Source organism: Kitasatospora albolonga (genome assembly GCF_039535905.1).
Taxonomy (GTDB): domain Bacteria; phylum Actinomycetota; class Actinomycetes; order Streptomycetales; family Streptomycetaceae; genus Kitasatospora; species Kitasatospora albolonga.
In genome coordinates this window covers 20,649-45,051 of sequence record NZ_BAAAYB010000005.1, presented here as the reverse complement: position 1 = coordinate 45,051, position 24,403 = coordinate 20,649, and the positions used below count along the sequence as shown (strand labels likewise).

The window sequence follows — 24,403 nt, the reverse complement described above, 5'->3', positions numbered from 1 at the left end:
ACGTCAGGGTTCATCCCGAGGCCGGGACGGAAGTGAGTACCAGGACTCGCGAAACTTGCGCGGGTCGGAGGAGACCTTGACGGCCCCTCCACTCGCTGACCTTGCCGACCACGATCAGCCTCGCCGGTGACGGTCTTTGTGTTTGTCACTTCCAGCGCGACGTGGACCGCAGTCGTCGGACCCAGCAGGAACTTGCGCAGCACGACGGAGCTGGCGCCGCCCAGGGTGTTCCGGTGGCCCGGGAGCATGACGGAGAAGTCAGCTTGAGCAGGACGGACTTGCCGCCGCCCGTCTCCAGGAAAGCACGCCGGCCGGGGCGGGGCCGGCGCTGCGGACCCTCCGGCTCCTCGCCGAACAGGCCGATCTGCTGCGGCCTGGGCTCGGCCCACCGGCCACCGACGCCGCGCAGGTCGAGCACCGTGGTCGGCGTAGCGGGCGCACGGCCGGTCCGATCGAGTACAGGCGGACCCGGTTGAGGCGTACATGTGCGGCGGTTCTCAGATGACGGGTGGATCAGTGGATCAGAGCTGTGGAACGGCAGGCCGGCGTGCCGCGACCAGTTCCTCGCTGTGGTCGGCGGGGAGCAGGGTGGCGGTGCCGTCGGTGACCGCGACCACGCCGAGGTCGAGCAGCTCGCCCATCGCGGCGCCGCCCGCCAGGTCGCGGACCTGGAGCTGGTTAGCGGGCCGTGGTGCGGTAGGTGCCCGCCGGCGTCCGTCGGGAGGTCTTCTGCAGGAAACCGGAGTCGACCAGGAAGAGCACCGCATTGGAGACGATGCCGATGGTCGAGCCGGAGAGGCGGCGGGCGTCCTTGGTGGCCCGGTCGCGGAGCGCCGGGCCCAGACCCGCCAGGCGGCTTCCAGGCCGGGGGCGTCGGAGGTCGGGTCGGTGTTGTCCCCGGCCGCCTCGGCACGCTCCTCCAGCCGGCGGCAGGCCTGCCGACGAAGGCGTCCACGCCGTTGACCTGATCCGGCCCAGGTACGCGTCGTCGCGCCAGGTCTCCGGCGGGGGAAGGCCATCGCGGCGGTCGCCCAGGTGGGCCAGGCCGTGCAGGAAGCGGTCGGTGGCCTCCCCGGCAGCGCGGCGGGAGTAGTCGCCCATCCGGACCGCGAAGAGCGAGTCCTCGGCGGCGGCCACCGCCATGCCGGCCCGGGGCGAGACCTCCAGCACGACCAGGCCGAGGCCGGCCGCGACGGCGTCCGCGAGGCGGGCGAAGCCCGGGTCCTCACGGTGACGGCGGATCAGCTCGGCGTACTCCGCGTCGCGAGCGGGCAGCAGCTTGGCTGGAGGCCGAAGGAGACCAGGCGGGGCGGCGTCGGCGACGTCGGCCGGCGTGAGGCTCGCCGCGGGCGCCGGCGCCGCGGGCTCGTCCTCGGTCTCCCAGGACTGGTCGGTCATTGGTACTCCTTGCAGGGGCGGATCGCGGCGGCGCCGGGGAGAGTGGTCACCCCAGGGGCGCGGGGAACTGCGCGCGGGGGAACGGCACGGGTCCGTACGCCGCCGATGGTGGGGGCGTTGCCGTTCGGCGGGCGGGGACGGGTCACTGCAGAGGCGGCAACTGACTGTGCGTCGTCCACTGCGGCTCTGATGCCTGCCGCTGCGCGCAGTTCCTCGCGCCCCTGGGGGAACCACCATGCGGGGGTGGATCGCGGCGGCGCCGGGGAAGGTGGTCACACCAGGGGCGCGAGGAACTGCGCGCGGGGGAACGGCACGGGTCCGTACGCCGCCGATGGTGGGGCGTTGCCGTTCGGTGGGCGGGGACAGGTCAGGGCAGAGGCGGCAACTGACTGTGCGTCGTCCACTGCGGCTCTGATGCCTGCCGCTGCGCGCAGTTCCTCGCGCCCCTGGGGTGGCCACTCTCGTCATTGGCGGTCCGCTGCCATGCCGGCGGCGTCGAGGAGGGCGCTGCCGACGATGAGGTCGGCACCGCCGAACTCGGGGTCGTCGAGGGCGGGTGCCGTCGTCGACCGCGAAGAGGAGGCGTTCCTCGCCCTGGCGGTAGGCCGTGCCGACCGGCGGGCTGGCCGCGTGGACGGCGAGCAGGGCGACCAGGTAGGGCAGGTCGGGGTCCTTGAGGCGGGCCTCGGCGAGCAGGCCGGAGAGGCGGCGGGGAGCGTCGGCCGGCAGGTCGAGCAGCTCCAGTGCGGCCTCCAGCTGCTCGTCGGAGAACCGGCTGTCGTCGGGGGTGGCCACCAAGTCCGGGTCGGGCAGCTCCGCGCCGAGGTGCTCGCGCTCGACCGGCGGGGTGAGCAGCAGGTCCACCAGATCGGTCATCCGCACCGAGACGGGCGTGCGCAGGCCGGTGCCGCGGGCGAAGAACGCGTCGGTGGGCCGGGTGGCCTGACTGACCGGCAGCTCCAGCAGCGGGGCGAGCAGCTGCCCGTACAGGTCGATGCCGCTCCGGGCGGAGGGCGCGGCGAAGGCCTGCCGGTCCTGCTCGGCTCGGAACAGCGGGCCGGCCTCCAGCAGACGGGTCTGGAGCTGGGTGTGGCGGCGGATGCAGTCCTTGACGATGTCGACCAGTTCGGCGGCGCGCCGCTTGTGCTCCGGGTCCTCGGCCTCGTCGCGGGCCTTGCGGATGTTGGTGAGGATGGCGTTCTCGTGCCGGTAGCGGTCGGCGATGTGGCCGAGCGCCTCGTCGATCAGGTCCGGGACGGCCTGCATCCAGTCGACCGCGCGGACGTTGCGCCGGGTGGCGTCGAGAGCGCGGCGCAGGGTCTCGGCGTACTGGACGGTGCGGTAGCGGGCCTGCTCGGCGGCGAGCTGGGCGTCGGCCAGGCGGCCGCGGTTGATCAGGACCTCGAGCTTGACCTCGGCAGCGATCTGGGCCGAGGTGACGTCGGTGTCGAGGGCGCCGACCAGGACGTTGACCGCCTCGTCGGTGGTGCGCAGGTAGACCCCGCCGTCCGGGCCGGGGACCTCCTCGATGAGCTTGAAGTCGTAGTCGCGGCGGACGTAGCTGCCGTCGGAGCCGAAGGTGCCGTAGACGGCGCGGAAGCCGCGGTCGACGCTGCCGACGTTGATCAGCGACTCCAGCACCCAGCGGGCCACCCGCTCGTGCTCGGCGGTGGCGCGGGCCGGGTTCTGCGCGGCGACCCGGGGCAGCATGCGGGCCAGCACTATGTCGCGGTCGGCCCCGGTGTCGAAGTCCATGTTGAGCGTGACGAGGTCGATCGCGGCGAGGCCGACCTCGGACATCGCGTAGGAGCCGTACTCGCCCGCCAGGTTGACCTTGCGGTTCTCCAGGTCGTGGAGCGGGGCGGTGCAGGCCAGCGCCTTGAGCCGACGGGCCAGCCCCTCGTCGGCGGCCGGGCCCGGGGCGGGGCGGGCGGCACCGGGGGCGGGCGGCCGGAGCACGGGCTCGGTGGGCTGAACTGCGGTGGTCACGGTGGACAAGGTTAGAGGCTGATGCCGACAAGGTCCGAAACGTCCCTCCCGGGAGGGCCGGGAGCGACCCCCGAAAGTGAGTTGAACATGTTCAGTTATTAGGTCTAGAGTCACTGCTGCGCAGGTCGGGACGGGTTCCCGATCCGCTCTACCCGCTTGGGGGGTTGGCACCATGACCGAGGACCAGTACGCCGCCGAGGCCAGCACTCTCCGGCACGTCCGCCGGTGGATCTGGATCTTCATCGTCTGTCTCGCGGTGAGCGGCCTGACGGCCTTTCCGCTGGAGACCGAGACCCGCTGGCTGGTCTCGCTGGTCGAACGGGCACCGCTGGTGGACCACTTCCCGGGGGTGCTCGAATGGGCCGAGCGGGTCCGCGACGGGGTGGCCGACGCCAACGTCCGGTACCCGTTCCTGGCGTACGGCACCGACTGGCTGGCCTTCGCCCACCTGGTGATCGCCGTCGCGTTCTGGGGGCCGCTCAAGGACCCGGTGCGCAACGTCTGGGTGATCCGCTGGGCGCTCATCGCCTGCGCGGCGATCATCCCGCTGGCGCTGATCTGCGGGCCGCTGCGCGGGATCCCGCTGGCATGGCGATTCATCGACATGTCGTTCGGGGTGTTCGGTGCGGTGCCGCTGCTGGTGGTGCTGCGGGGCATCCGGCGGCTCGAGTGGGCCGAGGCGCTGCGGCGGCGGCCGGCGGCGGTGGCGACCGCGGCCTGACGAGGTCTCACCCGTCCGGCCGACGGCCCTGGGGAGTACGGAGAGGAAACGTTCCTCCATGTGAGGGAGCGCGCACCCGGCGGGTGCGCGCTCCGGCATCGGGTCAGGTGCGTACGCGCCCCTGCGCAGGCCCTACGATCACCCCCAGGAAGCGGGCGGGAGACGGGTGTTGGCATGAGGGTGTTGGCGTGAGCGAAGCGGTGATCGATCTCAATGCGGACCTCGGCGAGGGGTTCGGACGCTGGACCCTGACCGACGACGAGGCCCTGCTCTCCGTGGTGACCAGCGCCAACGTGGCCTGCGGCTTCCACGCCGGCGACCCGTCCACCATGCGCCGGGTCTGCGCGCTCGCCGCCGAACGCGGCGTCCGGATCGGCGCCCAGGTCTCCTACCGCGACCTGGCCGGCTTCGGCCGCCGCGCGATGGAGGTGCCCTCCGAGGAGCTGGCCGACGAGATCGCGTACCAGATCGGCGCCCTCCAGGTCTTCGCCCGCGCGGCCGGCTCCCGGGTCAGCTACGTCAAGCCGCACGGCGCCCTCTACAACCGGGTGGTCGGCGACTCCGAACAGGCCGAGGCGGTGGTGGCCGGAGTGCTGCGGGCCGGGGCGGTCTGCGACGGCCCGCTGCCGGTGCTCGGCCTCCCCGGCTCCCGGCTGCTCGCCGTCGCCGAGGGCGTCGGCCTCCCGGTCGTCACCGAGGCCTTCGCCGACCGGGGCTACACCTGGGCCGGCACCCTCGTCCCCCGGCGCGACCCCGAGGCCGTGCTGCACGACCCGGAGGCGGTCATCGCCCGGGCCGTCGGCATCGCGAAGGACGGTCTGGTCACCGCGGTCGGAGGCGAGCCGGTGGCGGTGGAGGCGCGTTCGCTGTGCGTGCACGGGGACACCCCGGGGGCCGCGCAGCTGGCCTGGCGGGTACGGGGCGCACTGGCCTCGGCGGGGGTGCGGGTGGAGGCCTTCGTCTGATGGGGGCCGACGGGGGGTTGACGTTCCGACAGGTCGGGGACGACGGGGGGTTGACGTTCCGACAGGTCGGGGACGACGGGGGGTTGACGTTCCGACAGGTCGGGGACGACGGGGGGTTGACGTTCCGGCAGGTCGGGGCGGAGGCGCTGTTGGTCGAGGCGCCGGACGGGGCGTCGGTCGAGGCGCTGTACGCGGAGCTGCTGGCCCGGCGCGGGTCCCTGCCGGAGGTGGCGGAGATCGTGCCGGCGGCGCGGACGGTGCTGCTGGACGGGGTGTCGGACGTGGCGGCGCTGCGGCGGGAGCTGGCGGGGTGGCGGCTGACGGAGCGCCGGGCGGCCGAGGGGCCGCTGGTGTCGGTGCGGGTGGTCTACGACGGGGCGGACCTGGAGGAGGTGGCCGGGCTGTGGGGGGTGTCGGTGGCGGAGGCCGTGCGGGTGCACTCGTCGGTGGAGTACCGGGTGGCCTTCTGCGGCTTCGCGCCGGGTTTCGCGTACCTGACGGGGCTTCCGGAGCGGTACCACGTGCCGCGGCGGGCCACTCCGCGGAGCTCCGTCCCGGCGGGGTCGGTGGCGCTGGCGGGGCCGTACACGGGGGTCTATCCGCGGTCCTCGCCCGGGGGGTGGCAGTTGATCGGGCGGACGGCGGCGGTGCTGTGGGACGCGTCCCGGGAGCCGGCGGCGTTGCTGGCGCCGGGGACGCGGGTGCGGTTCGTGCCGGAGGCGGGCTCGTGACGCCCTGCGAACGTGGCTACGCCTCTGGGGGCGCGGGGAACTGCGCGAACCGGAAGGCGGCCCACCGGCAACTGAACCACCGTCAGCCAGGTGCACGTGCTGCCGTACCCCCGCGCGCCGTTCCTCGCGCCCCTGGCGCCGCGTCGTGACGGGGCTGGTGGTGGTGCGGCCCGGGCCGTTGACGACGGTTCAGGACCTGGGGCGGCGGGGGGGTGGCGCACCTGGGGGTGCCCCGGGGCGGGGCGTTGGACGAACCGGCGTTGCGGGCGGCGAACCGCTTGGTGGGGAACCCCGAGGGGGCGGCCGGACTGGAGACCACGCTCGGCGGGGTCGCGCTGCGGGCCGTCGGGCGGGTGGTGGTCGCCGTGACCGGGGCTCCGGCGGCGGTCCGGGTCGGCGGACGGGCGGCGGCCTGGGGTGCGGCGGTGACGGTGCCGGACGGGGCTGTGGTCGAGATCGGGCCGGCCACGTACGGCGTGCGGAGCTACCTCGCGGTGGCGGGCGGGGTGGCGGTGGAGCCCGTCCTGGGCAGCCGTTCGGCGGACCTGCTCTCCGGGCTCGGCCCGGCCCCGCTGACGGGCGGTCAGCTGCTCCCGGTGGGTGCGCCCGTCGCTCCGCCGCCGGGTGACGGGCTCGCGGTCCTGCCCGCGCCCCCGGCCGAGTTGGTGCTCCGCCTGCTGCCGGGGCCGCGCGCCGACTGGTTCGCCCCGTCGGCGTTCACGCTGCTGGCCCGCGCCCGGTACGAGGTCGCCGCCGCGTCCAACCGGATCGCCCTGCGCACCGAAGGCCCTCCCCTCCCCCGCCTGCGGACCGACGAACTCCCCAGCGAGGGCATGGTCCTGGGCGCCGTCCAGGTCCCGCCCGACGGCCGCCCCGTGGTCTTCCTCGCCGACCACCCCACCACCGGCGGCTACCCGGTCATCGGCGTCGTCCCGACCGGCGACCTCCCCTCCGCCGCCCAGGCCCGCCCGGGCACCCCGCTCCGCTTCGTGCTCTGACGCCGGGCCGGAATCCGCTGGCCCCGGAAGCCCCCCTGCGGAATGCTGCCCAGCATGATCGACCGTGAGTACGCCAGGCACCTGGCCCAGGAGGATCTGGACCTCAAGTTCGAGGGCCGATTCGTGGTGTCCGGCGTGGAGGAGCACGAGCTCGTCTGGATCGTCCACTACCAGACACCGGAGTACCTCCGCACCCGAGACCCGATGCAGCGCCTCGGGGGAAACGGCCCCTACCTGGTCGACCGGCTCGACGGCGGCCTCCACGCCATCGGCAGTTCGGTCGGCGACTGGGAGGACGACTACCGCCGGCGCATCCGGCGGATGCCGGTCCGGACGGCGGTCGACGACCTGGAGGACGCGGTCCGTGAGGCCGTGACCGAGCAGGGCCGGGTCGTCGCCATGCGCCTGCTGCGGCGGAACGTACCGGCCCTCACCCATGCCGAAGCCGCCGAGTACGTGACCGCACTCCGGTCCGGCTCCGCACCGGCGCACCTCGCCGCCATCGCCACCGAGACCCTCGCACCGATCGTGCCCGAGGTGGTGACGCTCCGCCGGAGGCAGAGCTCCTGTGCCTCCGATCCTGGTGAACCGAGGCCGCACCCTGAAACTCCTGCTCACTGAAGACCGGTCAATGTCGATCTACGCCACCTGGCTGCTGTTCGCCGTAGACGGCGACGCACCACCACCGCTCGCCTACCGGGGCTCGCACCTCAACCCAGCCGACCACCATCCGCGCGACGGCCGACTGGAGCTCGCCGCGATCCCGGACCACTGCCATCCCCTCGTCCGCGATCCGGCCCTGAGCGCTGGGGCTTCGGAACAGCCGGCACCCCTTCCGGTGGACTTCGTGCGCCTGTCGCTCACCCGGCCCGCCGCGACCAACGAGGAGCACCCTGCCTCTGAGACGACGACCGTGATCCTCGACCGGTCGCAGGTGGAACTGCTGCACCGAACCCTCGGGGAGTGGCTGGAGGCCGACATGCGCTGAGCCTGGAGCCCTTCGACCTGGGCACCCTCCGTTCCGCAGCGATACCGAATCACCGGCAAGATCGTTTGGCACGGGACGCCAGCGTCCCATGTCAGATGATCCTGACCGCTCGTTAGACGATCTTGACGGTTGGCGGTTTCTGCCACTCGATCTTGGTCGACGGCGGGGACGGACCGCCTTGTCGGGGCAAGGGCATACGTTGCCGCCGAAGATGGAGCCGCCGAGAAGAGGATCAAGATGGCGCTGACATTGGATGAAGCCTTGGCGCAGCTCGGCCACCGACTCTCACCCAAGCGGCGTTCTGCCGCATCGCGCCTGCGTCGGCTTGCCGACCCGGCCGCAGGGCCGTCGTTGATGGAGGCCCTCCAGCGGGAGGTTCGTGATGCCCGTACTTGGGAGACGCAGTACCAGGTCGTCATGGCCCTCGGGATGTGCGGCCACCGGCCTGCCCTCGGCCTGCTCCGCGATCTGGCCCAGCGCCCCTTCAAGGCCAACATGGTGTACGTCGCGCTTGGCGACGCCATCGTCCGGCTGAGCGCCGCCGAAGACGCAGCCGATTCACTGCGCTGGTGCCTGGATGGCGGCACTCCGATGCTCGCCGACGGCGCCCTGCGCGCCGTCGCCATGCAGCAGCTCCCCTTGGACTCGGCCACGATCGACCACGTCCTCGACCTCCTCGACCCCCTGGGCCCTCACGACGGCCTCCGATTCTGGGCTGCGGCAGCCGCAGCAGGATGGACGGGCCCTCGCGTCCGAGCGTTCCTCCAGGAGTGCGCGGCCGGCCCCCGGGCCGACGTAGCCAACGCGGCTACCTCATCCCTGCAAGGCAAGTACCAGACCTACTCCATCCTGTAGCACCCGCCCCGAAGTCCACCGATCAAGATCGTGTGGTTCTCCTGGCCGGGGTACGCTGCGCCTGACCCGGGCGGGTCATATGGAGGGGGAAAGCATGGCGGAGATCGTCGTACCCGGGCCGGAGCCCGACTGGCAGCCGGCCACCGTCCCGCCCTACCGAAAGGGCGGGAACCCGGCCATGCAGTTGAGCCTCTGGGGGGCCGCCGCGAGCGGATTCCGGATGATCGCCGGCCTGAAGCCCTCGCTGGACGCCCTGGCCGCGCGGCTGCGCCTGACGGTGGAGCGGAGCTGGGAGGATCTCGGCGAGGTGGACGCCGCGATGTTCAGGGTCGGCCGACGGCACTTCGCGCTCAGCCTCATGACCCACGGGCAGACGGAGACGTGGGTGTGGCTGCACCGCTCCCACACCGGAGACGACGACGGAGCACTGCGGGTGCTGCTGGAGACGCTCGGCCTGGACGACGACGCGGTGGTCTTCACCGGCGGCCCGGACACCGGCTTCGACTACCGCAGCCCCTACCGGCCCGCCAACCCGGTCTGATCTGGCCCGGCCGGTTCATTGCCCTGCCGCGCCACCCGTCGCCGGTCCGGAAGGACGGCGGGGCAGGCCACGAGAGCACCCGGGCCCAAGGCGCCCTGCTGCTGATGACCGGCCTGTTCTCAGGTGTCCTCGGGTGCCCGTCGGCGGCCGCGATCGGCCACCGCATGCTCCCCGGCGTTCCGGTCTGGCCCGGCACCGGACCCTGATCCACTGGGTCCACCGGCCATGCGGCATGGCAACCGGTTCGAACCCTGCCGTCGGAGCTGCGGGTCCTGCGGCACCAAGTAGACCCAGGCCCCGGGGCCGGCCTCCTGACCGAGGTAGCCGGGTGCGCCGAGTACCTCCGAGCCAAGAAAGGCCAGTGCCTCAGCGCCATGGCGCGGATCGGCGAAGCCAGCCAGGTCCACACCCTCCGGTACCAGCTCCGCTACGCCGTGCCCGCAGTGCCGACACCCCCGTCGGTACTGCGCGTCACCGTTCCACGGAAGTGATGCTGTTGGTGATCTTCGACAACTGCCCGTACCTCGGGTCCTGCCTGCGGACCGGTCGACTCCCGCTGCAACCTGAGGCGGCTGGTCTGCCATGATCCTCCGGACCGATGGAGGTAGGACATGGCCCTGGACGACCGAACCGACCCGGTTCAGATCATCGCCAAGGTGGGCAGCTTCAACAATCGAGGGCGCGCTGTCGAGGTATGGATGTACCTTGCGACCAAGGCCGGCTGGCAGGTGAGCCTGGCCGCAGTTACACCGGAGAAGTCCCAGGACGGGGACTGCGGCATCGTCGACGTAGAGGGCCTGCGCTACCGGATACGCCTCACTCCGCGCATTCGCACACAGCTCGCCGAGACCGAGGGCGGCACGCTCACCTGGCGCACGGTGTTCGCGCACGCGGCCTGGGCAGAGCCGGTCCTGGAGCCGGACAACTACCTCCCCTACCTTGGCCGCGGCTGACCCGGTCCGCAGCCACCAGAACCGTCACGGCCCCTCACCGCCCCACGAAGAGGGTGCTATTGGCATCAGCCGGGCAACACCCGGACCAGCCCCGCAATCCGCTTCACACGCCTCTGCCGCCAGACGATCGACCGGACCCAAACTGACAGCTACTGAAGATTGCCAACAGCATCCGGAAGTTTAGCCAGAACCACTTCACGTGAACGAAGCCATCCAGGTGTCCGAGGAGGGCGGCAACGCCGACAATGGCGCATGCTGACCGACCACTGGCCGCTGCTCGGCCTGCGCCTGCGCACACCCCGCCTCGAACTCCGACTGCCCACCGACGACGAGCTGGCCGCCTTGGCCGATTTGGCGGCGGCCGGTGTCCACGCGCCGGACCGGATGCCCTTCCTGGTGCCGTGGACCGACCTGCCGCCCGCGGAGCGGGCCCGTTCGGTGGTGCAGCACCACTGGCTGCGCCGGGGGAACTGGTCCCCGCAGGACTGGGCCCTGAACCTGGCCGTCCTCGAGGACGGCCGGGTCCTCGGCCAACAGACCGTCGCCGCCCGGGAGTTCGCCGTGCTGCGGCAGGTCGGCACCGGTTCCTGGCTGGGGACGGCCCACCAGGGCCGGGGCATCGGCACCGAGATGCGGGCCGCCGTCCTGCACCTGGCGTTCGCCGGGCTGGGGGCGGCCGAGGCGACGTCGGGGGCGTTCGAGGACAACGGCCCCTCGTACGCGGTGTCGCTCAAGCACGGGTACGAACCCGACGGGGTCGACCGGCATGTCGTGAGGGGAGTGCCAGTGACCACCAGGCGGCTGCGGCTGGGCCGGGCCCGCTGGGAGGAGCACCGGAGCGTCCGGGTCACGGTGGAGGGGCTCGCTCCCTGCCTGCCGTTGTTCGGTCTCCCGGACTCCTGACGGACGGTCTCGGACGCGCGGGCCGGGACGCGCGGCGCTCGGCTACGGGCAGATCCAGCAGTACAGACCTTGGCCGCGGGCGACCGCCCGGGTCGCGAGGGCGGCCAGGTCCGTCAGGAAGTCCAGCAGCCAGGGACGTTCGGACGGCCCGAGCGAGGCGTCAGAGCGGGACCAGACCTCGGCCGCCTCGGCGAGTGACTCCGGGGTGGCGGCGGCGAGTGCGTCCCGGAAGGCGGGCGAGAGCCCCACCGTGACCACTTCGCCGTCCTCGATCATGCCGACCAGCCGGCCCCGCGCGCGGTCCGCGGTGACGGCTGCGGCCGGGCCGCCGCGGAGGCGGGCCTCGGCGGGGAGCAGGCAGACGACCGGGTCCAGGTGCTTGACCTCGACCCCGTCGTAGCCCGCGCCGAGCGGACCGTCGTCGTCGCGGTCGATCGCGCCGAGCGCGTGTGCGTCGTCATCGGCGGCGTAGTAGCCGAACAGAACTCCCATGTGGCCGATCATCGTGCCCGGCACTGACAGGGCGCGGCCTCTCTGGGCTTCCCATCCTAGCGGGACGGGTGCCGGAGAACGGGTATTCGAAAGGGGGTGGGCGTGGCGCGCGCGGGCTGGGCTAATCTCCGCCGGTACCCGATTCGACCAGGGAGAACATCCGCCATGACCAGGCCTCCGCTGCCCCACGAATTCCTGCGCCCCGTACCGGCGTTCAGCGTCAGCAGTGACGACGTGAAGGACGGCGGCACGCTGCTGCCGGCCCAGACGCTGGAGGGCGGCAACCTCTCGCCGCAGCTCGCGTGGTCGGGGTTCCCGGCCGGAACCAAGAGCTTCGCGGTGACCTGTTTCGACCCCGACGCGCCCACGGGCAGCGGGTGGTGGCACTGGGTGCTGTTCAACCTTCCGGTGACCACCACGGAGCTGCCCGCCGGGGCGGGGAGCGGGGCGTTCCCGGGGCTGCCGGAGGGGGCGGTGCACGGGCGGAACGACTACGGGACCAAGGAGTTCGGCGGTGCGGCGCCGCCGCCCGGGCACGGGCCGCACCGGTACGTGTTCACCGTGCACGCCCTGCCCGTCGAGGAGTTGGGGCCGGACGCGGACACCTCGGCGGCGGCGATCAGCGGCGCGCTCGGGTTCTTCGCCCTCGGCCGGGCCGTCCTGGTGGCGGAGTACGAGAACCGGTAGCGCCCGGTCCGAGGCATGAGCCCCCGAGGGGCGTCTCACGCCTCGGGGGCCGCCTCGCGCCGGCGTTGGCGATGCTTGCGCATGGAGACCTGAGAGCCGCAGCCGGTGCTGCAGTACAGACCGCCGCCGTTGCGGGTGCGGTCGAAGAAGCCGAAGTGGCACGGGGGGTTCAGGCAGGCCTTGACCCGGCCCCAGTCGCCGCTCTGCGCGGCGGTCGTGACCGCAGCCAGGACGGTGCCGAAGACGCGCGGCACGCCGGTCTGCGGCGAGGCCAGCTCCACTCCGCGGGCCGTGACCACCGGCGCCAGCGGGTAGAGCGAACCCACGCTCCGCAGGTACCGCTCCGCGCGCAGCAGCGGCTCCCCCTGGCTCTCCGGGTCGCCCGAGTGCGCTAGCAGCAGCGTCACCAGGGCGTCGCGCAGTTCGCGCGCGACCGCCGCGTCGGCGTCGGTCGGCTCGGCCACGCCGCCGAAGTCCTCGTCGAAGTCCTCGCGCTCGGCCAGCCAGGCCGCGAACGCGTCCCCGTCCGCGAAGAGTTCTCGGCTCCCCCCACCGTCGGCGCGCGTGTTCACGAACGCGAGGACGGTCTCGACCGTCGGCGTGACGGTGCGTGGGCTGCTGGGTCCGGGGGATGCGGCTGTCACGCCGGCCATCCTCCCACAGAGCGCCAGCGCGATGCGAGCTAATGGCGTTAGAACATAACTCCATGGTGGATCAAGATTGACTCGTTGCGAGCTAAGCCAATACGGTCGCAACATGAACCAGACACGCACATGGCTGATCACCGGCGCGACCTCCGGCATCGGCCGTGAACTGACCCTCCAGGCACTGGAGAACGGCGAATCCGTCGCCGCCCTCGCCCGCGACACCTCCTCGCTGCGGGAACTGACGCACGCTCACACCGACAGGCTGCTCCTCCTCCCGACGGACGTACGCGAGGAGCAGGCCGTCGAGGAGGCGGTAAAGAGCACGCTCGCCCGGTTCGGCCGGATCGACGTCGTGGCCAACAACGCGGGGTACGGGCTGTTCGGAGCCGTCGAGGAGGCCTCCGACGCGCAGGCGCGGGCCGTGTTCGACACCAACGTCTTCGGGGCGCTCAACGTGCTCCGCGCAACACTCCCGGTGCTCCGGGCCCAGCGCTCGGGGCACGTCCTCCAGGGCTCCTCGGTGTACGGGCAGTCCGCCCACCCCGGCGTGGGCCTGCTCGCCGCCACCAAGTACGCGGTCGAGGGGCTGACGGACGCGCTCGCGGCGGAGGTCGCACCGCTCGGCATCAAGGTCACCCTCATCCAGCCCGGGATGACCGCGACCCCGTTCCTCGCCAACCTGGACGTCGCGGCCGGCCTGGACGACTACGACCCGACCGTCCGTCAGGTCCACCAGGCCATCGGGGAGATGCCGGCGTCCGCGTTCTCCGACGCCGCGCGGATCGCCGAAGGCATCCGGGGTGCGGTCGACAGCCCCAACCCGCCGCTGCGCCTGGCCCTCGGCGCCTCCAGCGCGGCGGCCCTGCGCCCGGCCCTGGAGGCACGGCTCGCGGACCTGGAGGCCTGGCTGCACGTGACCGAGGCCGTCGACCGCCGCTAGACGCCGAACGGACAGGGGTCCGGGTCGAAGCCACTGCAGATGGCTTCGACCCGGACCCCTGTCCTACCACGGTGCGGTCCGCCGTCGGGTGCCGGGCGTCAGGCCTCGGCCTGCCAGAGGACGCGGAAGCGCTGGGCGACCACCTCGGTGTCGTCGTCGACGGTGAAGTCGGGGCCGAGTTCGGCGCGGACTTCGGGGCCGTGCCAGAAGGACTCGTGGTTGGTGCGCCACTGGGCCACCGTCTCGTCGCCCTCGCCCTCGTCGACCGCGTGGCGCAGGTCTACGTCGGCGAGGCGCAGGACGCGGACCTCGGTGAGTTCGATGACCGCGACGCGGTGGCCGTCGGAGTCGATGACGGCGGCGCGGTGGCCGGCCCGGGGCAGGGGGTCTCCGGTGGTGGCGTAGTCGACGGCCAGGCCGGTGGTGGTGGTCTTGGCCCCGGAGAGGACCGCGCCGACCAGCTGGTCGCGGAGCGGGCCGGGGAAAGCGAACTCGAAGACGGGGAGGGCGTCGATGTCCATGGTGGGGACGGTAGCCGACGGACCGTCGAGGACGGCGGGCAGCAGGGCGGTGACGGCGCCCGAGCTGGTGCCGAGGACGTACGCGGGCGCGTCCGGGGAGTGGTGGTCGAGCAGGCGGCGGGCGCCACCGGCCCAGACCTCCACCCGCTGGGCGGCGGGCGGGCCGCCGAGCGGACTGAGGGGCCGTCAGGTGGTGCGGGGGCCGCCGAAGCGGGCCAGGTAGTGCCAGACGCGCTTGAGGGCCTGCGGGTCGTGCTCGCCGGAACGGGCCGCCTCCCCGAGGACCAGCGGGTCGAGGTGGCCGTCCCGGGCGAGGGCGATGCCGAGCTCGACGAACTCCGGCCCCCGGTAGTCGGGGTGACGGCGCAGCACCTCGGTGCTCAGCCGCAGGCCCGGGTGGTACTCGACGGGACAGGGCAGCGCGGCTGCGGCCTCCTCGACCTCGGTGCCCAGGTAACAGGGGTCGAGGACGAGGGCCTCCACGTCGCGGGCGAGGTGGACGCCGCCGTGGACATGGGCCTCGACGTAGTCGTCCAGGGCGTCCTGGTCGTCCGCCTCGGCCAGCTCGATCAGGGCCATCCGCTCGGCGGTGCCGAAGTGTTCGGGCTCCAGGAAGCTGTCCGGGTAGCAGAAGGTGGTGCGGTCCAGGGCCCCGGCGGTGAGCCGGAAGAAGGCGGAACCGAAGCGCGGGGCCGCACCGTACGGGCGGTGGCGGAAGTCGAGGGCGCCGTACACCGGGCGCTCGGCGGGCGGGGCCTGGTCGTACGCGCCGCCGAAGATCCGGCTCTCCCAGGCCCAGCGGTCGCCGCCGGGGTGGGCGGTGAGGCCGCCGTTGCTGGTGCCGGTGACGAACTGGGAGTGGTAGCTGCCGTCCTCGGCGAGCGCGGCCAGGACCGTGCGGCCGGCGGTGGTGCGGTCGGGGTGGAAGTTGAGGGTGACCCGGAGGCCGGCCGGGAGGGGTGCCCCGTGGGACAGGGCGGTGACGTGACGGATCGCCAGGTCTGCGGGGGTGGCCGTCACGCCTCGGCCTCCAGAGCGGCGAGCTCGTCCTCGGTCAGGCGGATGGCTCCGGCGGCGACGTTCTGCTCCAGGTGGGCCGGGTTCCCGGTGCCGGGGATGGCCAGCACGTGCGGGCCCTGGGCCAGGCTCCAGGCCAGCCGGATCTGGGCGGGGCTGGCGTCGTGCGCCTCGGCGGCGGCGAGCAGGGCGGGGCCGTCGGTGTGCTCGGCACCGGCCTCGGCGCCCTTGCCGGCGATGGCGAAGAACGGGACGAAGGCGATGCCCTGCTCGCCGCAGGCCTCCAGGACGGCGCGCTGGGCGGGGGTGGCGCCCAGGCCGAAACGGTTCTGCACGCAGACCACGGGGGCGATCCGCCGGGCCTCGGCGAGCTGGGTGGTGTCGGCGTTGGAGAGGCCGAGGTGACGGATCAGGCCGGCCTCGCGGAGCTCGGCGAGGGCGCCGAAGTGCTCGGCGATCGGGGCGCGGCCGTTGGTGCGGTAGTTGACCAGGTCGAGGTGGTCGCGGCCGAGCTGACGGAGGTTCTCCTCGACGTGCCCGCGGAGCTGGTCGGGGCGGGCCCACTCCAGCCACTCGCCTGTGACGTCGCGGACCGGGCCGACCTTGGTCGATATCAGGAGGTCGTCCGGGTACGGGGCGAGGGCGGAGTTGATCAGCTCGTTGGCGGAGCGGAGGGTGGAGAAGTAGATGGCGGCGGTGTCGATGTGGTTGACGCCCAGCTCGACGGCCCGGCGGAGCACCGCGAGGGAGCGCGAGCGGTCGCTGGGGGTGCCGAGGTCGAAGGCGGCGCTGCCGGTGAGGCGCATCGCGCCGAAGCCGAGGCGGTGCACGGGGAAGTCGCCGAGGGTCCAGGTACCGGAGGTGGCTGCAGTGATCACCGAGGGATGATGCCACGGGCTCCGCCGCGGGTACACGGAGTTTCCGGACGGGACCACGATCGGGTTTTCAGCGGCGCGGGGCGGCTCCGCCGCGTGGGCGCGCTGACGCCGGAGGCATCAGGGGCGCGGGGAACTGCGCGAATCGGGAGAAGGAGACCGTGTGCCGGGTACGGGCGCTCACTTGCACGTGGTTCTCCGTACCCGGCAGACGGGAGAGGTCTTCCGCTTCGCGCAGTTCCTCGCGCCCCTGATGCCTTCGGCATCGGCGCGGCGCGGCGTCAGTCCGTGACGCCGGCGAGGAGGCGGTCGAGGAGGCGGGTGAAGGTGGCGTCGGGGTCGGCGGGGGTGGGGGGTTCGGCGAGGGTGGCGGCGAGGTGGGGGTAGGCGCCGGTGGCGGCCATGGTGGTGAGGTAGCGGTACTGGGCGGCGGCGAAGTCCGGGCCGGCGGTCTCCAGGGCGCGGCGCTGGGCGAGTTCGTACCCGACGTGGCTCGCGACAAAGCCGCTGATCAGGGCGAAGACCTCGGCGCGGGCCCCGCCGGAGAGCCCGGAGGGGGCCAGCACGGCCAGCGCGTGCTCCAGGGCCGCCAGGGTGCCGGGCCCGATGGTGCGACGCTGCGGAAGGGCGGCGACCAGCCAGGGGTGACGGTGCATCAGGGTCCGTTGGGCCCGGGCCAGACCACGGACGTCGGCCCGCCAGTCCTCGCTCGGGGGCGGGAACTCCATCCCGGCCGAGACCGCGTCGACCATCAGTTCCAGCAGGGTGTCCTTGTCGGGCACGTAGCTGTACAGCGACATGACGGCCACCCCGAGCCGGGCCGCCACCGCCCGCATGGTGACGGCGGCCAGACCCTCCTCGTCGGCCAGTCCGACCGCCGCCACCGTGATCTGCTCCCGGCTGTACCGGGGCGGCCGGCCCCGGCCGGGCCGGTCCGGCGGCAGCCAGAGCCGTTCGGGGTCGATGCCCTCCGCCACGCTCCGCTCCTCTCCCAGGGGTGGACTCCATCCAAGCATCCGCTATTCTCGTACAACGTACGAAAAAGAGGAGGGGGCCCCGATGCCCGAGACCACCCGCCGCCCGCCCCGGGCCGCCCGGCTGCTCCGCCGCACCCTGCGCGGCCTGCCCCCGAAGCGCTTCGACACCCGCCACCGCCCGGCGCTGGAGGTGCCGGCCGAGGACGGCACCGTGCTGCTGACGGACCACCACCTCCCGGTCGGCCCCGGCCCGTTCCCGACCGTGCTGCTCCGCTCCCCCTACGGCCGGGGGTTCCCGTGGATGCCGCTGTACGGGCTGGCACTGGCCGAGCAGGGGTTCCACGTGGTGATCCAGAGCTGCCGGGGCACCGGCGGCTCCGGCGGGGAGTTCCGGCCGTGGCGGGACGAGCGGGCCGACGGCCTGGCCACCGTGGAGTGGCTGCGCGGGCAGCCGTGGTTCGACGGCCGGCTCGGCACCATCGGCCCCAGCTACCTGGGCTACGTCCAGTGGGCGCTGGCCGCCGACCCGCCGCCGGAGCTGCGCGCCATGGTGGTGCACAACGGCGTCCACGACCTGTACGGCTTCTTCCGCACCGGCGGCGCACCCGGCGCCCCGGGCGTGTTCCAGCTGGAGAACGCGCTGATCGCCTCGGTCGGGCTGCTCCACTTCCAGCACGGCTTCGGCGCGCTGATGCGCGCCGCCGCGCGCCTGCAGCGCCATCTGCGCGCCGCCACCCGGGGCCTGCCGCTCCGTCAGGCGTACACCGCCGGGACGGGCCGGCCGGTCCCGTTCCTGGCGGAGGCCATGGACCACCCGGAGCCGGGCGACCCGTACTGGCACGGCGCCGACCTCGCGGCGGTGGCCCGGCGGACCTCGGTGCCGACGGCTCTGGTCACCGGCTGGTGGGACGTCCAACTCGGGCAGACCCTCGGGCAGTGGGAGCGGCTCGGCGAGGCCGGGGTGCCGCGCTCCCTGCTGGTCGGGCCGTGGACGCACACCTCCACCCTGGGCCCCGGCCTGCCCGAGACCTTCCGGGAGAGCCTGGCCTGGCTCCGCGCCCACCTGGCCGACGACCCGTCAGAGCTGCGGGCCGCACCGGTCCGGGTGCACACCGGCGAGGGCTGGCGCGAGCTCGCCGAGTGGCCGCCGCCGGGCAAGGAGCTGCTACTCCACCTGGACGGGGAGCGGCTCTCACCCGAGGCGCGGCCCGGGGCGGAGCCGCTGCGGCTGCGGGCCGTGCCGGACCGGCCGGTGCCCTCGGTGGGCGGCGCGCTGCTCTCCCAGCAGGCCGGGCCCCGCCGGGTGGACGCACCCGGCCGGCACGAGGCGGTGCTGAGCCTGGACGGCGAGCCGTTCGACGGGCCGGTGCGGCTGCTCGGCCCGGTGAGCCTCGAGCTGCTGGTCGACTCGGGCCACCTGGACCTCTACGCCAGGCTCTGCGAGGTCGACCCGCGCGGGCAGGCGGTCCACCTCACCGACGGGGTGGTCCGGCTCACCCCCGGCACCGACCGGCCGGACCGGGTGACCCTCACCCTGAACCCCGCCGCCCGGCGGATCGCTGCGGGCCACCGGCTACGGCTCCAGCTGGGCCCCGCGCCGCACCCCCGCTACGCCCGCAACCCCGGCACCGGCGAGTCCGACACCACCGCCACCCGGCTGGTCCCGGCCCGGGCCACCGTGCACCCCGGCTCGGTGCTCCGGGTCACGGTGGAGCACCCGGACGGGTCCTGAGACGCCGTCAGTCCGAACGGCGCCCCGAGGGTCCGCCGTCCACCTCGAACCGCTAGCATCGCGCCCGGAACACCCGTCAGCAGAACAGGATCACCAGCAGATGCGCTCCCCCCTCCAGACGACTCGGGCGGGTGCCCGGTGATCAGCTGGTTCGAAGCCACCGTCCTCGGACTGATCCAGGGGCTCACCGAGTTCCTGCCGGTCTCCTCCAGCGCCCACCTCCGGGTGTTCTCCGCCCTGTTCGGCTGGGAGGACCCGGGCGCCGCGTTCACCGCCGTCACCCAGCTGGGCACCGAGTCCGCGGTGCTGATCTACTTCCGCAAGGACATCTGGGCGATCATCACCGCCTGGACCGCCGCGCTCTTCAAGAAGGAGCGGCGGAGCGACCCGAACGCCCGGCTCGGCTGGTTCGTGATCCTCGGCACCCTGCCGATCGGCATCTTCGGCGTGCTGTTCCAGGACACCATCGAGAGCAGCCTGCGCGACCTGCGGGTCATCGGCACCACGCTGATCCTGTTCGGCGTGATCCTGGCCGTGGCCGACCGGACCCGCGCGGTCCGCAACGCCAAGCCGATCTCCGAACTGACCCTGCCGCACGCCCTCGGCTACGGCTTCGCCCAGTCGCTCGCCCTGATCCCCGGCGTCTCCCGCTCCGGCGGCACCATCAGCGCCGGCCTCTTCCTCGGCTACAGCCGGGAGGCGGCGGCCCGGTACTCCTTCCTGCTCGCCATCCCCGCCGTCCTGGCCTCGGGCGTGCTCGAGCTGTTCAAGATCGGCGAGGGGCCGGCCCCGGCCTGGGGGCCGACGCTGCTGGCCACGGGCATCGCCTTCGTGGTCGGGTACGCGGCGGTGGCGTGGTTCCTGAAGTACATCTCGCACCACAGCTTCATGCCGTTCGTGGTGTACCGGATCGCGCTCGGCATCCTGATCATCGCGCTGGTCAGCGCCGGGGTGCTCACCCCGGACGCGGGGACGCCCGCGGCGCACTGACGGTGGCCGCGGTGGCGCCGTCGCTCAGCCCTCGGCGGAGCGGCGGCGCCACCAGACCACGCCACCGGTGACCACCAGCAGCAGGACCACGGCACCGATGATCACCGGGCCGTTGGAGCCGGCGCCCTCGTCGGTGCTCTGCACGGAGACGGGGGTCGCCGACGGGGAGACGGTCGGCGTGGGGGTAGCGGTCGGGGAAGGGGACGGGGTCGGCGTCGGTGTCGGCGAGGGGGACGGCGTCGGGGCGGCGAGCGGGGTGGCACCGGGGGCGGCCTTGGCCAGCTTGAGGACGGGGGCCGGGTTCTTGGGCTCGGAGCCGTTCTGCGGGATCTCGATCCAGCGGTCGACCTGGGTGTCGGAGTACATGACCAGGGTCTTGAAGGCGAGCTGCGGCGCGTCCGGCAGCTGACGGACCTTCACCTGGTACTCGGCGGCCTTGCCCGGCGCGAGCGCGGGCCCGCTCACCGTGAAGCCCTCCGGGCCGGGCTTGAAGGCCCACCCCTGCGGCGCCTTCACCAGACTCACGTCGGCCGGCCCGATCCCCTGCGGGAGCACCACCTGCACCTCGTCGACCCCGGCGGTGTCCGACTCCCCCGCCGCCTTGAACGCCAGTACGGCGTCCACCGCGAGGGCCTGTGCCTGCTGCGAGCTCACGCCGGTGTGGGCGGAGGCCGGGGCGGCGGCGAGGAGCACGGCGGCGAAGGCGGCTATCGGGGCCGCGACGCGGGTGAGGTGACGGTTCATCGGGCCATGATGTCAGCGTTGCTGCGGGGAGGCAGCGAAAGTGGTCACCCCGGGGGCGCGGGGAACTGCGCGAAGGGGAACGAAACGACCCGTGTGCCGGGTACGGATGCCCACGTGCAAGTGGATCTCCGTGCCCGGCACACGGGTCGTTGTCTTCCGGTTCGCGCAGTTCCCCGCGCCCCTGACCGCCCTCCGGGCGGTCCGAGCGCGGTCCGGGCGCGGTGCGGTCAGTGGCCGGTGAGGCGGCTGCGGATGACGGTGTGGACCTCGGCCTCTTCGGCCGGGTCGGCCGCGAGGCGGCGGAGGCGTTCGAGGACGCGGACGTCGCCGGTGGTGGTGACGTGGCGGGCGGCCAGCTCGCGGGTGGCCTCCTCGCAGTCCCAGAGGCACTCGACGGCGATGCCGCGGGCGAAGTACGGGTCGGTGAGGGAGAGGGCTTTCGCGGCCCGGCCGCGCAGCTCGGAGGAGGCGGCCTCGCCGTAGACGTGGCGCAGGGCGGGGACGGCACCGGCGGCGGCCAGCCGCCCCACGCCGTCGACCAAGGTTCCCAGGCCGCTGCCGTCGACCCCGCGCACGGAGATCCAGCGGCGGAGGCCGGCCACCACCAGGGGGCCGTCGGCGGGTTCGCCGGCGTCGGCGAGGAGCTGGACGGCGGCCTCGCCGAGGGCGCTGTCGGCGCCGCCGGTGGCCGGGTCGGCCCAGCGGCGGGCGTGCTCCAGGGCGGCCTCGCCGCGCATCCGGCGCAGCTCGGACAGGGCGGAGGCGACGACCCGCTCGTCGATGTCGGCGGCGGCCAGCTCGATCAGGCCGGCCGCCTCGGGATCCTGCTGGTCCACCAGGTAGCGCAGGGCCGCGGTGCGGGCGCCGGGGGCGCCGTCGCGGGCGGCGGTCAGGACGGCCCGGCGGTCCTCGGGGCGGACCACGGCGGCCAGACAGCGGGCGGCGGCGGCCGCGCGGCGCTCGGGCGAGCCGCCGGGCTCGGGCTGGTCGGCCCAGGCCAGCACGTCGTCGGTGCTCCAGCCGGGGGTGACGCCGGTGCGGTTCATCTGGCGTTGCCAGAGGTCGAAGGGTGACTGCTCGCCGGCGGCGGCGATCCGCGGGTGGTGGGCGGCCCAGAGGCGCCAGGGGCGCGGCTCGTAGGCGGCCCGGACGGCCGCTCTCAGGGCGGCGTCGCCCTCCGGGCCGGCCGGGAAGCGGCCGAGCACCGAGGGGGCCAGCGCGAGCAGCGAGCGCTCGTCGTCGTCGCGCAGCGCCAGCTCGTCCAGGGCCCAGGCCCAGTTGCTGCCGGTGGCGACGTAGCTGCGGAGCAGGGTGAGGGCGTCCCGGCGGCCGTATCCGGCCAGGTGGCCGAGGACGGCCAGGGTGAGGCCGGTGCGGCCCTCGTCCGGGTCGAGGGTGTCCTCGACGGAGTGCAGGTGCAGCTCCAGCCCGGTGAGCGGTGCCTCGAGCTCCATGTAGAGCCGGGCGTAGTAGAGGGAGCGGTTCTCGACCTGCCAGTCGGCACGGGGGTCGGATGTGACGCAGGACTCCAAGGCGGCGACCGCCTCGTGACGGTCGGCCGCGAGCGCATGCAGTTGCCCGTCACCACGGCCTCGCTGGAGGAGGCCGAGGAGGCTGGCACTGGGCGCTATCACTGGCTCGAACATGACGTCAGCATCCGTTGCGGCGGTCTAGGTGGCAACGGGATTTCCGCCGCCGGGGGTCAGGAGGGTCGAACAATGGGCGCCCGGGCGCCGGAACCACCGAAGGTTACCGCCTGACCGCCCCTTACGCACACAGGACCGATCAAGCCACCCCGCGGCCGGACCGTCCGGACGGACACCGACGGGGAACCTCCAAGGGATCCGCACAATTTCCTCGCCCCCCACCGCGCTCCGTGGCAGAGTCTGCCCACCGGCGCGGACGGACCGCCTGCTGACGGTCCGTCCGCTGTCACTCCGTCAGTTCCGACCGGGCCCCGGAGCGGGCTCAGGCCAGCCCCGGCTCGCGGCGCGGGGCGGGCATCGCGGCCTCGATCTCGGAGCGCAGCTCGGCCACGGCCGGCATCGTGCGGTAGCGCCCGGTGAGCCGGTACATGGCCCGGAGCCTGTCCCAGGTACGGGTCGAGGAGGTCTGGCCGATCGAGTTGAGCGCCAGCTTGGCGTGGGTGAGGGCGCCCTCGGGCTCGCCGGAGAGCCAGTGCACCGAGGCCAGGGTGATCTCGTCCAGCAGGCTGGAGCGCTCACGGCCGGTCCGGTGCCGCTGCTCCATCGCCTGGCGGACGTGGTGCTCGGCCCGCCGGGCCCAGCCCGGGTCGTGCTCGGCCAGGGTGCGGTAGACCAGGGCCTGCATGCCGTGCAGCTCGGCCACGTCGAAGGTGGCCATCCAGCTGGGGACCGGCAGGTCGCTGACGCGGGTGAAGAGCTCCTCGGCCTCGCCGAGCAGCCGCCGGGTGGCCTCGGCGCGGCCGAGCGCGGCCTGCGCCCAGGCCTCCACGGTGTGCAGCATCGCCTCGGTCTGCGGGAGCATCCGGCCGTCGCCGTTCGCCCGGGCCATCCGCATCAGTTCGAGGGCGTCGTCGGCCCGGCCGAGGTGGAGCATCTGCCGGGCGGCCCGGGAGACGGCCTCGCCGGCCCGGGGCCGGTCGTCGGCCTCCCGGGCGGCCTGGGCGGCGATCACGAAGTACCGCTGGGCGGTGGGCTCCAGGCCGACGTCGTGCGACATCCAGCCCGCCAGCACCGCCAGGTTGGCGGCCACCAGCCAGAGCCGGCGCTTGGCCTGCGGCCGGATGTCGTGGGTCAACAGGCCGCCCACCTCGTTGAGTTGGCCGACCACCGCCTTGCGCTGGAGGCCGCCGCCCCGGGAGGCGTCCCAGGCCCGGAAGACCTCCACCGAGCGCTCCAGCGCCGCCACCTCGTCGTCGCCGACCGGGCCCGGCTCGTATACGTCGAGCACCGGTCTGCCGTTGGAGCTGGTCACCATCGTCCGGGGGCCCGGACGTTCGGCTGCGTACGCCACGTCGGCGCCGCGCAGCCAGTCGTAGAGGTTGTCGCCGATGACGGCGCCCGCCGTGAGCGCGGTGCCCGCGCCCACCAGTCCGCGTCGGTTGAGCATGAGGTCCATTCCCGTGAACTCGGTGAGGACCTCGGCCGTGCGATCCGGCTCCCAGGCTGGTTCCTTGCTGCTGCTCCCGGTCCTGGAGGGCCGGTGTCGTTCGAGGCCGAGGTCCTCAGTGGTGACGACACGGCCGAGCCGCTCGGTGAACACGGCAGCCAGTACTCTGGGCACCGGGTCGCGGGGGACCTCCCCCTGCTCGATCCAGCGCCGCACCCGCGAGGTGTCGGTGGACAGCTGTTGCTGGCCCATCGCCGCGCCCCGCCGGTTCACCAGCCTCGCCAACTCGCCCTTGGACCAACCGGTCAGGGCGAAGAGGTCGGCGAATCTGGCGTTCGGCCCCTTGCTCACGTGAAGCCCCCAGGATCCTCGGCTGCCACGACAGTAGTGGCGCTGGCATGTGCCGCGCGACCATTCGCCACGCTTCGCCAGGGTCCGCCAGATGGTGCACCAGTGGCCGCCGGGTGTCAGGTAGAGATGCGCCACCCCGACTGCGGGTCGGAGCGCCGAAAACGGCCCAGGGACTGCCCTGACGCACCGTCAACGGCCGTTCCGGGGCCTCATCCGAGGGGGTGGCGCGGCCGGGTGGCGCGCAGGCGCCGGGCATGGCCAGGGCTGGCGAACGGCACGCACTCCCCAGGGTGCG

The 24,403-nt window shown here is 73.6% G+C and carries 22 protein-coding genes and 4 pseudogenes; 14 read left to right on the top strand and 12 right to left on the bottom strand.

The window, feature by feature from the left end; translation table 11 throughout:
• The 3 pseudogenes from ABD946_RS02065 to ABD946_RS02055 form a co-directional block, all read right to left on the bottom strand.
• Positions 1–501: pseudogene (locus tag ABD946_RS02065) on the bottom strand (hypothetical protein); the annotation flags it as partial.
• 25 nt (positions 502–526) lie between these two features.
• Positions 527–1,398: pseudogene (locus tag ABD946_RS02060) on the bottom strand (hypothetical protein); the annotation flags it as partial.
• Positions 1,399–1,862: 464 nt separating this feature from the next.
• Positions 1,863–3,357, bottom strand: a pseudogene (locus ABD946_RS02055) (hypothetical protein).
• A gap of 202 nt (positions 3,358–3,559) precedes the next feature.
• Here ABD946_RS02055 and ABD946_RS02050 point away from each other — a divergent pair.
• The 10 genes and pseudogenes from ABD946_RS02050 to ABD946_RS02005 all read left to right on the top strand — a co-directional run bounded on the left by ABD946_RS02050 (position 3,560) and on the right by ABD946_RS02005 (position 11,042).
• Positions 3,560–4,108, top strand: a complete 549-nt coding sequence (locus tag ABD946_RS02050) for a hypothetical protein (RefSeq protein ID WP_345279450.1) — start codon at positions 3,560–3,562, stop codon at positions 4,106–4,108.
• Between the two features lie 200 nt (positions 4,109–4,308).
• The gene (locus ABD946_RS02045; protein WP_345279449.1) at positions 4,309–5,073 is read left to right on the top strand and encodes a LamB/YcsF family protein; all 765 of its coding nucleotides are present in this window, start codon (positions 4,309–4,311) and stop codon (positions 5,071–5,073) included.
• Positions 5,074–5,189: 116 nt separating this feature from the next.
• Positions 5,190–5,804 (top strand): 5-oxoprolinase subunit PxpB, encoded by a 615-nt coding sequence (gene pxpB, locus ABD946_RS02040; protein ID WP_345279447.1) that lies wholly within the window; start codon positions 5,190–5,192, stop codon positions 5,802–5,804.
• A gap of 145 nt (positions 5,805–5,949) precedes the next feature.
• Positions 5,950–6,802, top strand: a pseudogene (locus ABD946_RS02035) (5-oxoprolinase subunit C family protein).
• A 54-nt stretch (positions 6,803–6,856) separates the two neighbouring features.
• On the top strand, positions 6,857–7,423 hold the full coding sequence (locus ABD946_RS02030) for a YrhB domain-containing protein (protein ID WP_345279445.1): 567 nt from the start codon (positions 6,857–6,859) through the stop codon (positions 7,421–7,423).
• Positions 7,371–7,790, top strand: coding sequence for a hypothetical protein (locus ABD946_RS02025; RefSeq protein WP_345279454.1), 420 nt, complete (start codon positions 7,371–7,373; stop codon positions 7,788–7,790). Before ABD946_RS02030 ends, ABD946_RS02025 begins: the two co-directional genes overlap by 53 nt.
• A gap of 237 nt (positions 7,791–8,027) precedes the next feature.
• Positions 8,028–8,645 carry a HEAT repeat domain-containing protein gene (locus ABD946_RS02020; RefSeq protein WP_345279443.1) on the top strand — a complete coding sequence of 206 codons (618 nt, stop codon included), beginning with the start codon at positions 8,028–8,030 and terminating at the stop codon, positions 8,643–8,645.
• 94 nt (positions 8,646–8,739) lie between these two features.
• Entirely contained in the window at positions 8,740–9,186 is a 447-nt protein-coding gene (locus tag ABD946_RS02015) for a hypothetical protein (protein ID WP_345279441.1), read from the top strand.
• A 611-nt stretch (positions 9,187–9,797) separates the two neighbouring features.
• Positions 9,798–10,139, top strand: a complete 342-nt coding sequence (locus ABD946_RS02010; protein ID WP_345279439.1) for a hypothetical protein — start codon at positions 9,798–9,800, stop codon at positions 10,137–10,139.
• A 252-nt stretch (positions 10,140–10,391) separates the two neighbouring features.
• A complete protein-coding gene (locus tag ABD946_RS02005; RefSeq protein ID WP_345279437.1) occupies positions 10,392–11,042 on the top strand; it encodes a GNAT family N-acetyltransferase in 651 nt (216 codons plus the stop codon).
• A gap of 42 nt (positions 11,043–11,084) precedes the next feature.
• Here the strand turns inward: ABD946_RS02005 and ABD946_RS02000 are convergent, their stop codons facing one another.
• Positions 11,085–11,534: a hypothetical protein gene (locus ABD946_RS02000; RefSeq protein ID WP_345279435.1), complete on the bottom strand. Its 450-nt coding sequence runs from the start codon at positions 11,532–11,534 to the stop codon at positions 11,085–11,087.
• A gap of 165 nt (positions 11,535–11,699) precedes the next feature.
• Here ABD946_RS02000 and ABD946_RS01995 point away from each other — a divergent pair, with 165 nt between their 5' ends.
• Positions 11,700–12,221, top strand: coding sequence for a YbhB/YbcL family Raf kinase inhibitor-like protein (locus ABD946_RS01995; RefSeq protein ID WP_345279433.1), 522 nt, complete (start codon positions 11,700–11,702; stop codon positions 12,219–12,221).
• A 35-nt stretch (positions 12,222–12,256) separates the two neighbouring features.
• Here the strand turns inward: ABD946_RS01995 and ABD946_RS01990 are convergent, their stop codons facing one another.
• Complete coding sequence (locus ABD946_RS01990; RefSeq protein WP_345279431.1) at positions 12,257–12,874, bottom strand: CGNR zinc finger domain-containing protein; 618 nt, start codon at positions 12,872–12,874, stop codon at positions 12,257–12,259.
• Positions 12,875–12,977: 103 nt separating this feature from the next.
• On the opposite strand from ABD946_RS01990, the gene ABD946_RS01985 reads away from it, so the two are divergent.
• Positions 12,978–13,808 (top strand): SDR family NAD(P)-dependent oxidoreductase, encoded by an 831-nt coding sequence (locus tag ABD946_RS01985; protein WP_345279429.1) that lies wholly within the window; start codon positions 12,978–12,980, stop codon positions 13,806–13,808.
• A 98-nt stretch (positions 13,809–13,906) separates the two neighbouring features.
• Here ABD946_RS01985 and ABD946_RS01980 read toward each other — a convergent pair whose 3' ends face one another.
• The 4 genes from ABD946_RS01980 to ABD946_RS01965 form a co-directional block, all read right to left on the bottom strand.
• On the bottom strand, positions 13,907–14,473 hold the full coding sequence (locus tag ABD946_RS01980; protein WP_345279427.1) for an ASCH domain-containing protein: 567 nt from the start codon (positions 14,471–14,473) through the stop codon (positions 13,907–13,909).
• Between the two features lie 42 nt (positions 14,474–14,515).
• Positions 14,516–15,349, bottom strand: coding sequence for a DUF3626 domain-containing protein (locus ABD946_RS01975; RefSeq protein ID WP_345279425.1), 834 nt, complete (start codon positions 15,347–15,349; stop codon positions 14,516–14,518).
• The gene (locus ABD946_RS01970; RefSeq protein ID WP_345279423.1) at positions 15,346–16,224 is read right to left on the bottom strand and encodes an aldo/keto reductase; all 879 of its coding nucleotides are present in this window, start codon (positions 16,222–16,224) and stop codon (positions 15,346–15,348) included. The genes ABD946_RS01975 and ABD946_RS01970 overlap by 4 nt, the downstream gene beginning before the upstream one ends.
• A 278-nt stretch (positions 16,225–16,502) precedes the next feature.
• Positions 16,503–17,198 carry a TetR/AcrR family transcriptional regulator gene (locus tag ABD946_RS01965; protein WP_345279421.1) on the bottom strand — a complete coding sequence of 232 codons (696 nt, stop codon included), beginning with the start codon at positions 17,196–17,198 and terminating at the stop codon, positions 16,503–16,505.
• Between the two features lie 82 nt (positions 17,199–17,280).
• On the opposite strand from ABD946_RS01965, the gene ABD946_RS01960 reads away from it, so the two are divergent.
• Both ABD946_RS01960 and ABD946_RS01955 read left to right on the top strand, forming a co-directional pair.
• Positions 17,281–18,930, top strand: a complete 1,650-nt coding sequence (locus ABD946_RS01960; RefSeq protein WP_345279419.1) for a CocE/NonD family hydrolase — start codon at positions 17,281–17,283, stop codon at positions 18,928–18,930.
• Between the two features lie 141 nt (positions 18,931–19,071).
• Entirely contained in the window at positions 19,072–19,920 is an 849-nt protein-coding gene (locus tag ABD946_RS01955; protein WP_345279452.1) for an undecaprenyl-diphosphate phosphatase, read from the top strand.
• 24 nt (positions 19,921–19,944) lie between these two features.
• Here the strand turns inward: ABD946_RS01955 and ABD946_RS01950 are convergent, their stop codons facing one another.
• The 3 genes from ABD946_RS01950 to ABD946_RS01940 form a co-directional block, all read right to left on the bottom strand.
• Complete coding sequence (locus tag ABD946_RS01950; protein WP_345279417.1) at positions 19,945–20,664, bottom strand: DUF1775 domain-containing protein; 720 nt, start codon at positions 20,662–20,664, stop codon at positions 19,945–19,947.
• A gap of 227 nt (positions 20,665–20,891) precedes the next feature.
• Complete coding sequence (locus ABD946_RS01945) at positions 20,892–22,310, bottom strand: HEAT repeat domain-containing protein (RefSeq protein WP_345279415.1); 1,419 nt, start codon at positions 22,308–22,310, stop codon at positions 20,892–20,894.
• A gap of 322 nt (positions 22,311–22,632) precedes the next feature.
• Positions 22,633–24,108, bottom strand: coding sequence for a DNA-binding protein NsdB (locus ABD946_RS01940; protein ID WP_345279413.1), 1,476 nt, complete (start codon positions 24,106–24,108; stop codon positions 22,633–22,635).
• Between the last annotated feature and the right edge of the window lie 295 nt (positions 24,109–24,403).